This is a genomic window from Acidobacteriota bacterium (assembly GCA_016703965.1).
Taxonomy (GTDB): domain Bacteria; phylum Acidobacteriota; class Blastocatellia; order Pyrinomonadales; family Pyrinomonadaceae; genus OLB17.
Window position 1 is genome coordinate 1 of sequence record JADJBB010000012.1, and the last position, 13218, is coordinate 13218.

A 13218-nucleotide genomic window follows, 5' to 3' on the forward strand; every position below is an offset into this window, starting at 1 on the left:
ACCATATTACCGGTGTTCTGGGTATCGTCCGCACATAATGCAACGCGCGTCGGAGAAAGGGCCGTTCCCGACGGAGATGATCGATTCGGAAGAAGATATGGCAGATCTGATTCGTCGGCGCGGCAACGAATACGGCTCGGTCTGAAAACGGCCGCGTCGGTGCGGTTGGTTCGATGCGGTCGCGACACGTTATCACGGCTGAGCTGAACGGGTTCGATTCTGTTGCTCTCACCAACCCCGACGTTCTCGACGCTCTCGAAGAGATCAAAGGTATGCGTCGGGTACGAGATCGACGGGCGACGCGTTGATACATTTCCGGCGGTTTCCAGTGAGTTAACAAAGATCAAACCGATCTACGAGACGCTGTCAGGCTGGATGTCCGATACGGTTGGAACGACAGATTTCGACAAGCTGCCGGAAAACAACCGTATGTCCGTTTTCTATCCCGATCAGATCGACGTGGATGGGGCTCATATCGACCGGACCGGAACGCGATCCAGACGATCATTCTCAAAGAGTCTGTCATGGAAGGCTGGTTCGAAGCCAAAGCTTGAAGCGAAACTATGAGATCTGCGACAGTCGAGATCGTTAGATTTAACGATGAATGGGTTGAAGATTTCGCCGCATTGAACTAGAATGGATCGAAAAGTTTTCGCCGTCGAAAGCATGATCGCGACATTCTCGATAACCCGCGTGAGGCCGTGATCGCACCCGGCGGTCAGATATTCATGGCGATCGTATCTGGCCTCGCGGCGGGCACGGTTGCACTAATTCCCTCGGAAGACGGAGGTTCTGGAACTAACTAAAATGGCGGTTGCTACTGAGTTTCAGGGTATGGGAATCGCAAACCACCTTATGCAGAGGTCCATCAAGTACGCGAAGGCGTCCGGAACGCCACTAATTTTCTCGAATCGCACCATGCTCCATCCAACCAGCCTCGCTTTGTATCGCAAATTTGGCTTTGTGGAAGTTCCAACTGAGTTAAATTCGGAATATACGCCCAGCACCAGACATTCGCATGGAGCTTTCACTCGATCAACATCAATCCTAAAGCGTACGATATTGTGCATTTTGGCCTTTGCAAAATGCATTCATCGTTAACCATTATTCTCGTTTGTGGTCCGATAGCTCCAGTCGGTAGAGCAAGTGGCTTTTAACCACTGGGTCGCAGGTTCGAGTCCTGCTCCGGATCGCAAATATTGCACAGTTAAGGCGTCCAACACGGACGCCTTTTTCGTGTTATCTATTTTAGTATCTATTTGAACCAATCTTGACCTTTTTCTTAACAATTTTGGGACTTAGTCCTTTAGGGCGTTTAATTGAAATATATCAGCCTAGGATCCATCCCGCAAGTAGGACTACGCCCTGGACTACCCCCTGGCGTGTTGTATCATCCGTAATCCCAACCGCGCCCCAAGCGTCTTCCTGCTTAATTGCTATTACTTTGCTTTGAGAGGGCCAATTTGCTTCAATCTCTTCGTTAATGACTTCACGAAGCAAGGTGGCGAATTCGATTTTCGATATAACAACAAACTCACTTTCCATAATGCACCATAGGTGCTTTCTGCACTGCAAGATTTATTCCTCACTTTGAGGAGAAAATGGCGAGCTTTGAAGCAAAATTGACCCAGATTGGTACGCCTGGAAGACGGTTTGATTCAAAAAGAAGCCAACTAGCGAAAGCAGTTGTCCGAAGGCTCAATGGGTTTCTTTGGATTCCAACTACCTCAATTTCCGTAAGAGAACCTATTCGGAATGGTGAGCGTTCTGACATACTATCGAAAAATCGTCGAATATTAAGAGCTCCTTAGTAGCATGTCCCGTGGACATCGTTCATTTTCAGCCTAGCCGATCCCGGCGTCAGTTCTTCGGATATCTTGCTTCATACTTCAATCGGAGAACTAAGGGCGTAAATTCGAGTTATAATCAATTTTGGAACAAAACGTCGTCGCCCGACGACGTTGTTCCGCAAGAGGGCCGCGGTGTGGGAGACGCGGCCCTCACTATTTCTCACGTAGCTTGGTTCGTGAAAGACGTCGTGTCTTCGCTCAACCAAGGTCGTTACGAACGCTCAAGAACACCTGGGTATTGGCCTGTTGCCCTTCAACTAAGTTGTTAACCGTTCTAAGGCGTGCGAACTGATCGGAAGCGGGAAGATTGAAGTCGAACCGTCTGAGCTGATAGTTAGTCGATTGTGGTATTCGCCAATGCCCCATTCCCTGATCAAAACGGACTTCGATAATTCTCTCTGACGAGAGCCGAATGCGAAGCGGGCGGCCATGTTCGATGCTAGCGATATGATCCAAAACGCTCACCGACGTTTGTAAGCCAATCGATTGGAATACCAACTTAATGACATCCGTTCGGCTAAGAATATCCTGCCAGTCGTGCCAAAGTTGATTTGGGTAGTAGTTGCTGTTGCCAGCTTTCTTAAGAAGTGAAACAGTAGCGGAAGTCACTTCCCATCTAGAACCAACCAAGAGCTTGAGTCCCTTTACTATTTGTGCTAGCAGAGCCACCGACAGTGGATTAGCGAGATATCGATCACTGTACGAAATGCCTACAATCTTCTCGTTCGAACTATTTAGCAATTCGGCTGCCAGACTCTCTGTTGACATAACCATGTTCCAGAATCGATTGCCGAAGCCTTGGACTGGTCCGTCTATTTCAGCACCAATGTCGACGCAGCGATCTCCTGATTTGGAAGGCGGGAGCAATTCTTGCATCGAAAGTTTGTGGCTGGCGAGTTTGAGGTTTTCTCCGTCCTTCGCCTTAACCAATGAGTTTTCTGAGACGCCCCATCCTAAGTTAACTTCAATCCCCGACACATCACGGACCGCCCATTTTGCAATTTTCGCACCAACGGTTTCAGCGAGCAGGTATCCATCACCAGCTTTTGGAAAATCATCTATTGCAGTGACTTCGACATCGGGATGTGCCGACAAACTTGCCAACGGATAGATATTAGAAATATCCAGCATGTGCTTTGTGGGATCAGGGATGAAGATCTCAACCTTTAGGTTATGACCTGTTAACCTTAAAGCAAGAGTTCGAAGAGGAGAAGCCGCCACATCCCAGTTTGCGAGGTTGCCGCCTCCAAAAAGCCGGACAGTGTTGACGCCGCCGCTTACGACGGCACGCCAGATAGATTCACTGATTGAATGAGGTTCCATCTGGCTGTTAGATCCGAGGAACGCTAGATTTTCTGGCAAGCGAAAACCTGTAAGCCATCTCGGACTCAGGAATTCCAATGCCTTTTTCCTATCAAGCCTATCAGCTGCAAATCGCTGGTCGAAGTCTAGGACGCACCGGGGACATGAGCTGTCACAGTCAGCCGGACAATTCAGTTGATCGTACGCCTTGTTGAACAAATCGTTCAGGAAATCCTCTGCTCTGGACGAATAGCCAGCCGCAAATTTGTCGTAAATCAAAATTGATTGACATAGACTCCCGGTTTCTATCCGAGACGGTTTTACCGCGCAGCCCAACTCATTTGATTGGACGCCGATGAGTCCTGCGAGAGAATCCCTCACCGAAACAGCTATGGTCATCGCCATTACCGGATCATTAAGCCAGACACCCGCTTCGTTCTTGATTTGAAGCTCGAATACATCAGTGTGCCCATCCGTCCCTAGCATTAGCTCCTTGATCTTCCAGCGATCATCCCCACCCGGGCAGAAAACATCTTCGCCTTTCGGACGTCGAAGCTTCCTGTGTGGTTCCTGGAACCCTTTCGGCAATTCGCCAAACTTCATGACTGGCTCAGCCCGTCCGCATTCTAGACAGATTGCATATCCTTTACCATATTCACCGCCGGAATAACTGAATATGTGTCCCTGTGTTGTTGAGCGAAAACGGCCCAATTCGGGATTCGGAAAGGAAAGCCAGTCACCTTCCGCATCTATCCACGGTTCCACAACCGGGACAAAATGCTGTGATGAGACATCGTTGGTTGCATCGTTGTAGAAATCCACGGCAAAACCGGCCGGTTCGAGAAACGGCATTCGGTTTTCGATCGGTGCCCCACAGCTGTCGCAGCTCAGCTCCGTCGAAAATCCTGCCGAACCGCTGGCTCCACATTGACGGCACCGCCAGGCAGTCCGAATGTTTTGGACCTCCTTGACCTGTTCCTGATCGGCGGGAATTTTCCAGTTCAACGTAACACCCGCTGAACGATATACCAGGCCATCGATCACAACCTCCGACCCGGGTGCATATTCACGCAGGGCTGTCGCGACATTGCGACTTGGCAGTTCGCGGCGTTTATACCTGTTGTCATCGCGTCCCCCGTTGCTATTCAGACCCTTTATGTACTGGCTAACCGTAAGATTGTCGAACGGAACGACGTTTGTAGGGAAGCCATAAGCAGGCAGAAATCCTCTAGCTGCAAGTTCGCCGAGCAGGAACTCATCTTGCTGCCTCTGTTTGCTTATACCAATAGCCTTTAAGACCGCATCATTTTCTACGGCTCCCGCAGCCCGAAGGTCCGCCTCTTCTTTTTCAAGCCTGACCCACTCGTTTTTCCAATCCTGTAAGATCCTTTTGATTACATCAGCTGCGTTATTCGTGAGTTGTCTGACATTCTGACCATCGTAAATGCTCCGCTTTACCAGATAATTCAGACCTTCGGCGATATCGGTTTGTACATCAATATCAAAATTTCTGCACCAGGCCTCAAATCCCTCTGCCATTGGAGGCTCATCGAGAAAAAACATTTCGCTTTTAAGGATCATCTGCTCATTTGAGGTGCCTTGAAGTTGCTTTTTTAGAAATTGAGATAGCATGTAGGAATTCGCGTGGCGCTCAATGATTACCCGGCTGTCGAGAGCAACTCGGGGTACAGGCAGTGATGTGCCAAATGCCCATCGGCTATTAGCGAAGACGGTTTGATCGTGAGGATTCGACTTGCAAAGGGTCGGTTGCAACTGATCGTGCTTCTCTACGACGTCCAGCGACCTGCCCGCTGAAGATAGTTTGCGGGATGCGGAGGAACATTGTTCATGGCTATCATACTGATACCGCCGATGTCGATACCCATTTCCATCGTCGTCGAACACGACAGTATGTTGATTTTACCCTTCTTAAAATCGTCTTCGTATCGCTTAAGCTTCTTCGAATCTTGCTGTGCCGAGTGTTCAGCCGTGGTGTAGTATGGTGCGAGTTCAATCACTCTGTCGTTTTTATCAGACCAAATACCCAACGCACGCAAATTGGATATTTCTGGATTTGAATAAGCCCATTCACGTCCACGCCTGATTTGTTCTTGTGGATCCGTTACCCCGGAGAATGGGGGTGAAAAGATTGGTATTTCAATTTCTTCGCAATCTGTTGTTTCGGGTGTCGGTGTCTTCGGTAGATTTGGTGTTACTCCCTTCAACGTCACATCAAGTATGCGTCTCGTAACCGGACATAACCAGCCTTTTTCGATTGGAAGAAAGGCGAGGCTTTCGAGCGGAAGTACGAATCCATCACTAGCCTGCTTGAGTATTCCATACTGTTTAAGTTCCGCCCACGCCTCGCCGAGTACTGTATCGATTCGATCGGCTCCTTCTGGATCCCCCGGATGAACTTTGAGTACATAGGCGAGTAAACGAACCAGTGCGGTATTTTGGCCGCTCGCCTTGGCCCGAGGCCAGCGACGTTGTCGTGTTGATTTTTCGCGCGCATCTCTTTCAATCAGATACGTTTGTGGAAATGGAAGTCCTAGCCATCTTCGCCAATCATTGTCAATTGCTAGGGAGCCCCCTCCTCGAACAAAAAAGTCCAAGCAGATCTTTAAGAAGTCCCGCCAACTACTGACATCGAATCCTGCGGCATCCGCTACCGAGCCAGAAACTCGTTGAATCTTTTCCAATCCCGGGTACGCTGTAGCAACCAGTCCCATCGACTCAAGATTTAACCGCCTCTTACGCCGTTTTCCCATTTCTCTTATTAGAAAAGTTTTGGCAAGTGTGCTTGCGCCGTTCTCCTGTGTAAACACAGTAGGCGCGAAGCTGCGATATCTGTCGAGCATGTCAACAAAGTCTCGGCCTTGGTTAGCCAGTTCCTGTGCGAGCTTAGGGAATCCAACCGGGTTCGACGAACTAGCTCGTTTGAGCTCGTCGCGTTTGTCAGCGAGCATACTTTCGATCACAGGATTAGGACCTATTGCGATCGCTTGCTCAAAACTATGAATATCGCGATTTATCCGCTCGATGTCAGCTGATGAGCCTGCGTTCGACTCGCGAAGGACCAAATGATAGATCAAGGCACCGACCCGACTTTTTTCAGAACTTTGCTGCAAATTGGCCGCTAACCGAGCGGTACCTTGTCGGCTATCGTTAAACGTCAAGAGCTTTCGTCCACGCCATGGCGTGTTTGCAGGATCATCTCCATCGGGCGCGAATTCCAAAAGCGTAGGCAAGATTCCATCAAGGAGGTACGGAGCCCCGATGCGGCAGGTTCGAAAGATCGGCATAAAACTCGTATCGGTTTCGCTACAGGCCGGACAAAAAGACCGGACCCGTCTTCTTCTACGCCTTCTGACCCGGACGGTAGTTTCCGTACGATCACCCATGACCCGCGACTCACGCTCGATATCTATAGGACCAAGGTACCATCTAATGGTGGGTTCGCAATCAATAACCTGGAATTGGGTGGTTGGAAACGGGTAGTTCCTCCCGCCTCTTCATCCTCGGATCATCAGTTTGCGTCTGCAGGTTCGATATCAAGCTCAAAGTCGTCAACTGAACTTTTTGATACGAGATGAGAAACCAAACCCTCCTCAATCACCCTGGCCAGGAGGTGGACGGTTCCACAGCTCGTGCACGTGACCAATTCATATGCCGGGCTGCCGCAGTCGCAGTGTTTTCGGGGATCTGTGTAGACTTGGCCGAAATGCCAGTCAGGATGGGCTAGAAATCCTGATCGTGCCGAGCATTCTTTATCAGAACAGGCCCATAAGCCGGATATGGTTTGATGAAAGAAATGGGCCCGCAAGGGAAGGTATGACTCACCACTCTTGTCACGACTTCTGAAGTAGGTCGAGCCATTCGAGGGCGTCAACCTGCCGCCCGCGACCGGATACGTTCTTGTTGTCAAGTAATGCGGTGACGTCAGATAAGTTTCAAAACCATCTTTGGGTCGCTTATGAACTGTTCGCGTATTTTCCGGGCAGTCTTATTCTTAGATAAAGTGGCAAACCTTTGGCCAGATGACTCATCGGGCTTGTTCAACCCGTCGATGTTCTTCAAATCGTCCAGTGACTCGTTTCCCGTAGGTGTGACTACCGAAAGAGACGGAATGCTACGTATACCGGCAACGAGATGAACGCGATCGTCTGAAACCCCGGCGACATCGGCAAGGAACTTTCTCAACTGCTGACCTGCCTCGCCGTTTGGATCTCCTATGGTGGCAGATGTTGCAACGAATCGCACTTGATCGGGTGTTACGCCAAAAGCAAACAATACACGCCTGATTAAGAGTGCAGCTTCCGCTGCCTGCGATCCGATATAACTATGGGCCTCGTCAAGAACAATCCATTCAAGTTTTCCTCTCGAGTGTTCCAGAATCGGCGCGTCGATAGTTCGAACGAGCATGTACTCAAGCATAGATGCGTTTGTGACCAAGATGGGCGGAGGTTGTGATCGAAGGGTCCTACGGTCCACTACCTCGTTGGGGGTAGCATTGTGAACGTGGCCCTTTTGGCTTTCGGGAGTGTTACCGTTGTAAAGACAAAAACGAATGTCACTTCCAAATTCATGCGTCCACGCCCGGAGCCTTTCGCGTTGACTATTAATCAATGCGTTCAATGGATAAAGAAACAGAAACCGAACCCCGTCAACTTGCTTTGCTGTTCCTCCCGTTGTCGTACGAGTCGATCAAGTATGGGAACCATGAAACACTCGGTCTTACCCGAACCCGTCCCACTGGCGACAATCAACGACTGAGGTGATTCCTGCGCAAGAATTTCCCAGGAACGAATCTGATGGAGATAAGGGTGCTGCTCGCTGGGAAATCGATAATCCGCGATCAATTCCTTGGGAGGTTTGTCCATAGCACGAACAAGTGCGCTCGTAAGCAAGTTTCCAGATAGATCGCTCATGCTCTTGGGTCCAGGCTCCCAGCCATAGACCGCCTCAAATGCGGGGTCTGCGAGGAAGGATCCGGGCTCTCCAAACGGCCGATCAAAGACTTCGTTCATGTGACCACGTAACGGCGGGTTAGCAAATCTGTACCAACTGGTCGCGGCGAGTTTTGAACGGTCCGACAGGATCGGTAGCAGGTGCGAGTAATAGTGTGTTGTCATAACTTAAATTTTTCGGTTAGTCGAACAGCCCGTTTGCCAAACACCGGGCGATCGTCAGGTTGAACGCTTCATCAAACCAGTCTGGGTCGAACGATCTGTAGTCGTGCAGAAGGCTGACGTTTTTAGGGTCGGAAAACCAGCCCTTAGTTTCGCCGAAAGCAACTCGTGCCGCCAAGATCAGTGGCAGATTGATTACGCCGTCTTGAAAACCTAATCGTTCCGAATACAGGTACGGCTTCACTTGCGGGTCTTTTCGTGCCGACGCCAAAAGCTCGTCAAACCCGACAGGCCACTCCTCGTCGTCGGAAAGATGACCCCGTCTCAAATTCATGAGCTGCGAATTCTCACCTCTAAAAAGGTAGTCGCCCTTGCGGATCGAAGATTCTCCGTACAAGTGAAGCCTCCTGCTTTTCTTCGTCAAAATACTCTGCCTGTAGTATCCCAAACAAATAGAATAAGGAGCCGAGTTCGGCCGTACGTCTCCAACTCGCGATTTAAGAAACGCTCTAAAGATGGTTGGCCCTTGTTCCTTTCCATACAAGGTGGTTATCTGTTGCTGAGCCGTACACTCGCAACTTTCCAGTCCTGGAAAATGACCGTATCCCATGAAAATGGAAGCTCATTGTCGAATCTTGCAAGGAAATCACCTCGAAAATTGTTGAATCTCAATGCTAGGGCAGCCATCGCTTTTGAAGAACGCACAAACCTTCGCCAAATATCTAAAGAAGATAGCGGCAGATGCCCGACCTGATTTGCAAGTTGATTAACATCGATCCAACCCGGATGAGTAAAATCTGATGCAATCGCTTCAATGAATTCGTCCAAACTTGCTTCGCGGTCTATACGGTTCGGGGTAGAGGTAGCTCGAACGTACTGACTTTCCGATTCAATTTCTGAGCCCACGGTCCAAAGCATAGGACGAAATTGGAGGGGTGAGTCTTTAGGCGGATAAATCAACCAGGCCCCATCTTCGCGATCCTCAGGATGGAAATTCCAGAAGATCCGTCCACCGTTGTCTCCGTCTAGTCTCTGAAGTTGTTCAGGCTCCTCACCCGGTCTTTCAAGTGCAAGTGCATGGGCAAGAACTTCCGACGATGGCATTCTGACGAGAAAGCGTGAATTACATTCGATCCAAAACTTGACGTCATCCCTTTCCGGCCTGACTTGATACGGGAGTATGTTTAACTGGTACATCGACTCACCGTCTATTTCCACGTTCAGGCCGACCGTTGAATCCGGGTTGTCGTCTATCGCGTGCAGGTGATCAATTTCACGTCGATAATCGGCAATGCGAATCTCTGTCGTCAACGCTCCAGGCACCGATTTGATATTGTGCTTCCTGGATATATCTTTGTCAGTTGCTGTGAGTTTTAATCTAACCTTTGTTCCGGATTCCAGACCCATCGCAATTAGCCGTGTTCCCAGAAGATCTTGAACGGCTAACTTGTCCAGAGGTGAGAGCTCTTGTCCGTTCTGATCAAAACCACGAACACCGTTGGCGGGGAAGGGTACTCGTATCTCTACGGGGTTCGGCGTGTGGCTCCAGAAAACCTTCACGCCGATTGTTTCCGGCGTCTTCGTGCCCTGTTCAACCGACACGTCGAGAAAGACTGTTCCATCAGAAGTTACGTACTCTGATGTCACGTTCGGTGTCAGCGTGATTACCGCGCTTGCCCTCCAGCCGTTAAAAATGATTCTTCCGCCATGAGCATCATCTGGTTGGATCTGAAGACTCGAGTTTTCGGGCAATATCAACATCCGTGATCGGTGTTTGATCTCACCGTTCGTTGGGTAACGGGCTTCGACTGGGCCGTAAGACGCAGATTCCCTTGTTCCGATTGCTGAGTATTTGATTTCACCGGGGACTTTTCGTTTCGTTCCGTCTTCTTCAACCACATAAAGCGAGGGTTTCTCACGAAATGCGATGAACGGACCTCGTAATTCATACCAGACTCTTCGTCCAACCCACTCATAACTTTCCTCAGTATCGGCGGCATTACCAGTGCTTAGCTTGTAGGCGTTTCCGCAATTATCTTCGGCTTGGACCAGGCCGTGAAATGTGTATGCACTGCGTGCAAGGTCCCCGATCGTACCGATGAATTGAACCGACGTCTGTTCATCAAGTTCCCTTAGGCTCCAGTCTTGTGGGATTGCAACCAATGCTGACTGAGCAGCGACGCTTCCAGCTCCTTGTCGGACAAACCTGTAGTGGAATTCCGTCATTAGCAAAAAGCCACGGCAACTCATCGTCAAGTGCGGATCCCCTCGGTGGCGAGGCGGTCCATGTCCGCCCGTCGGGAGACGTTAGGCGGAGTAAATGTTCCCCCGAACACTGAATTCCCGAAAATTCCAAAGGGATCCGCGCCACGCGATAGGCATCCCTTCCGGCAAGTCGCCGCATTGAGGCAGACGTGTGCAGATCGCCAGTAAAAACTGTGATATCTGCCAACCGGGGAAGGTCCTCCGCATCAAGATTGAAAAGCTCCGAAAGGTCCTTTTCATTGATAATCTCAGGGAGTTCGATGCTGGACCGTAACTGCCAAAGATCTTCGACCATTTCGAGTGTTCGTTCGACCGGTAAAACAAGTGTTCGACGTTCGGGCCGAATTTTTGCCGCCTCCTTTATGAGTTGCTCGATCAGCTTCTGAGCATCGCTATCTTCAATTGGAAGTGGAAACCGATCACGCCAATCGGGAAACTTTCGGTCGAGTTGAACTATAGGATTGCTTTCCAAAGTAAGTCCTGCTTTTTCTTTCAGGTCCAAAACAGTCCAAGTGATGTCAGTGATAAGCGTAAAGATGGCGGGTTGCCGAAAGCTTTTCGGAAGAAGATATTCTAGACTTTCGATCCAACCGTGGAGATCTTGTGAGGAAACAGAAGTGGTTTTCGAATGGCGCAACACCCTACTAATGAGAGTTCCGATCCCACCCTGTGCATCAGCCAACAACTTCATAGGCAATCCGCCTTGTGAGGCGACACTGCCGATGTATGTGTGGCCACCAGTTCTCGAAAGAGGGAGTCCCCAACTTTTCAACCCTTTCTCCACACATCTGCTGCGTTGCTGTTGCGTTAACGAGTTCGCTGGAATATTTAGATCTGCAAATATTGGCTCCCATTTGAAGCCCTCTCCGGTGTATCGTCTTCGCCACCATTCAGCGCAAAAGAGAACGAAAAGGTCTGAAAAACCCGGCTGAGATGCAATCACGCTGAAATCATTATGTTGACCGTAATCGGAGACCCAATTCGTAAGAAAATCTTCAAGGGCGTCAAACTCCTTGGTGGATAAACGATACTTATAGAGTGGGCGTCCGTCGACTTTTTCAAGACCTTTGAGCTGAAGAATAATCTGCTTCCATTCTCTCAGTTGATTTACTTCCGGGTGTATCATTTTTTTCCTTGTGTTATTAACAAATGTAACTGTTCCATCGTTCGGCCAAAAACGTTTTCGAGCAAACTGGTTCTTGCTGGTCAAATTTGAATTAATGACGAGGTCACTCTACATTGTATTTCAGTAGCCAGTTAGTAAGAGTTTGGTAGCTCGACAGCCCAAGTAGCCGTGCGGCCTCCGACTTGTTATCGTTCGCCTCTTTCATCGCCTGAGTAAGGTAATGTCTTGTAAACCTCGCCAAGCAACTCTTGAAGATCAAAACCTTTCCTAGTGCCCGTCCATAGACGCCATCCTGTTTCTTCGCAATCTGAAATAGCGCGTTTTCAACATCGCTTTCGGAAATTCGCGTACCTCTGGCAGTGACCGCAGTCCGTTTCAATGTGTTTTCGAGTTCACGGACATTTCCCGGCCAGGTGTGCCGCAGGAGCCGACTTCGTGCTCCGGGCGTTAATGTTTTGTTCCCCTCCCATATCTTCCCGTCATTACTATCGTTGAATCTTTCGAGAAAGAGGTCGATAAGTAACCCAATGTCTCCATCGCGCTCCCGGAGGGGAGGCAGTTTGATTACTAGGACAGCCAACCGATAGAATAGATCTTCCCGGAAATGCCCTTCAGCTACCTCGCTCGCCAAATTGCGATTCGTCGCACTGATGATTCGAACATCCGTTCTTCGAGTTCCACTTGACCCTACAGGCATCACTTCGCTTTCCGCACGACTCTAAGTATTTTTACCTGTGCGGACAGCGGAAGTTCTCCAATCTCGTCTAAAAAGATTGTTCCGTGATTAGCTGAAACGAAATGGCCATCGTGATCTCGGATCGCTCCGGAGAATGACCTTTCTTGTGCCCGAATAATTCGGATTCAACGAGCTGTTCTGGAATCGCTCCGCAGTTCACCGTAATGAAAGGGCCATCTCGCCGGAGCCCTGATTCATGAATCCCCCTAGCAAATAGCTCCTTACCGGTTCCAGATTCGCCTTCGATCAATACGGGAACATTAAGGATCGCAGCTCGCCGCGAAAATTCGACAACACTATTCATCTGACTGCTTCGAAAATGGGCCTCGCCAAAGATGTCTACGCCTTCGCCTAGATGAGTGAACGCGATTTCAGCCTGCCGAATTAGCTTAGGAATATATTCGGCAGAAATGTCGAACGGCAACGAAACCGTCTTCAATCCTTCTTCCTGGGATGTTTGAATAAGTTCCGCGTTACAGAACGTTTTGGATAGCAAAAGCCATACCGAAGACATCGCTGGAGTTCCGGGGCTTAAATGAAATGTGAGGTTGGTTAGCGGATCAGACTTGAGAATTTCTTTGATTTTCTCTCGTGCCGCTTCAAAGATCTTGGCATAATCTGTAGGGTCCGTGAGTCTAACGGCCGTTATCGTCGGTCTCGTAGAACCAAGCTTATAAAGCCATTTCGCGTACCTTGAGTAGTCGGCTTTGGGGTAGTTGCAAAGCAATTCGATCCGGTTGAAATCGACCCGGAGTCGCAGCCGCATGCGATGGGACCAATCCTCCCATTTGTCCACCTCTGGACGCA

9 protein-coding genes, 1 tRNA gene and 1 pseudogene are annotated in these 13218 nt (G+C 49.5%); 3 read left to right on the forward strand and 8 right to left on the reverse strand.

The genetic code is table 11. The features are described 5' to 3' along the window. The first annotated feature begins 222 nt into the window (after positions 1-222). The 3 genes from IPG22_06680 to IPG22_06690 all read left to right on the forward strand — a co-directional run bounded on the left by IPG22_06680 (position 223) and on the right by IPG22_06690 (position 1193). Entirely contained in the window at positions 223-567 is a 345-nt protein-coding gene (locus IPG22_06680; GenBank protein MBK6587985.1) for an adenylosuccinate synthetase, read from the forward strand. Positions 568-807: 240 nt separating this feature from the next. Beyond that, on the forward strand, positions 808-1101 hold the full coding sequence (locus tag IPG22_06685; GenBank protein MBK6587986.1) for a GNAT family N-acetyltransferase: 294 nt from the start codon (positions 808-810) through the stop codon (positions 1099-1101). 17 nt (positions 1102-1118) lie between these two features. Further along, positions 1119-1193 (forward strand) — tRNA-Lys (locus IPG22_06690). An 855-nt stretch (positions 1194-2048) separates the two neighbouring features. On the opposite strand, the gene IPG22_06695 is transcribed toward IPG22_06690, so the two are convergent. From IPG22_06695 to IPG22_06730, 8 genes and pseudogenes are all read right to left on the reverse strand, one after another. After that, positions 2049-4784 carry a DUF1998 domain-containing protein gene (locus IPG22_06695; GenBank protein ID MBK6587987.1) on the reverse strand — a complete coding sequence of 912 codons (2736 nt, stop codon included), beginning with the start codon at positions 4782-4784 and terminating at the stop codon, positions 2049-2051. 155 nt (positions 4785-4939) lie between these two features. Next, positions 4940-6457: a hypothetical protein gene (locus tag IPG22_06700; protein ID MBK6587988.1), complete on the reverse strand. Its 1518-nt coding sequence runs from the start codon at positions 6455-6457 to the stop codon at positions 4940-4942. A gap of 637 nt (positions 6458-7094) precedes the next feature. Further along, positions 7095-8287: pseudogene (locus IPG22_06705) on the reverse strand (DEAD/DEAH box helicase). A 16-nt stretch (positions 8288-8303) separates the two neighbouring features. Then, positions 8304-8681: a hypothetical protein gene (locus IPG22_06710; protein MBK6587989.1), complete on the reverse strand. Its 378-nt coding sequence runs from the start codon at positions 8679-8681 to the stop codon at positions 8304-8306. Between the two features lie 152 nt (positions 8682-8833). Beyond that, positions 8834-10510, reverse strand: coding sequence for a hypothetical protein (locus IPG22_06715; GenBank protein ID MBK6587990.1), 1677 nt, complete (start codon positions 10508-10510; stop codon positions 8834-8836). Beyond that, the gene (locus IPG22_06720; GenBank protein ID MBK6587991.1) at positions 10407-11759 is read right to left on the reverse strand and encodes a hypothetical protein; all 1353 of its coding nucleotides are present in this window, start codon (positions 11757-11759) and stop codon (positions 10407-10409) included. The genes IPG22_06715 and IPG22_06720 overlap by 104 nt, the downstream gene beginning before the upstream one ends. A 19-nt stretch (positions 11760-11778) precedes the next feature. Next, the gene (locus IPG22_06725; GenBank protein ID MBK6587992.1) at positions 11779-12372 is read right to left on the reverse strand and encodes a sigma-54-dependent Fis family transcriptional regulator; all 594 of its coding nucleotides are present in this window, start codon (positions 12370-12372) and stop codon (positions 11779-11781) included. A 67-nt stretch (positions 12373-12439) separates the two neighbouring features. After that, the gene (locus tag IPG22_06730) at positions 12440-13177 is read right to left on the reverse strand and encodes a sigma 54-interacting transcriptional regulator (GenBank protein MBK6587993.1); all 738 of its coding nucleotides are present in this window, start codon (positions 13175-13177) and stop codon (positions 12440-12442) included. Between the last annotated feature and the right edge of the window lie 41 nt (positions 13178-13218).

Excerpts from the sequence above, each read along its gene's own strand:
- IPG22_06685 (MBK6587986.1), top strand. The coding sequence starts at position 808 with ATGGCGGTTGCTACTGAGTTTCAGGGTATGGGAATCGCAAACCACCTT.
- IPG22_06695 (MBK6587987.1), bottom strand. The coding sequence starts at position 4,784 with ATGCTATCTCAATTTCTAAAAAAGCAACTTCAAGGCACCTCAAATGAG.
- IPG22_06700 (MBK6587988.1), bottom strand. The coding sequence starts at position 6,457 with ATGCCGATCTTTCGAACCTGCCGCATCGGGGCTCCGTACCTCCTTGAT.
- IPG22_06715 (MBK6587990.1), bottom strand. The coding sequence starts at position 10,510 with ATGACGGAATTCCACTACAGGTTTGTCCGACAAGGAGCTGGAAGCGTC.
- IPG22_06725 (MBK6587992.1), bottom strand. The coding sequence starts at position 12,372 with ATGCCTGTAGGGTCAAGTGGAACTCGAAGAACGGATGTTCGAATCATC.
- IPG22_06730 (MBK6587993.1), bottom strand. The coding sequence starts at position 13,177 with ATGCGGCTGCGACTCCGGGTCGATTTCAACCGGATCGAATTGCTTTGC.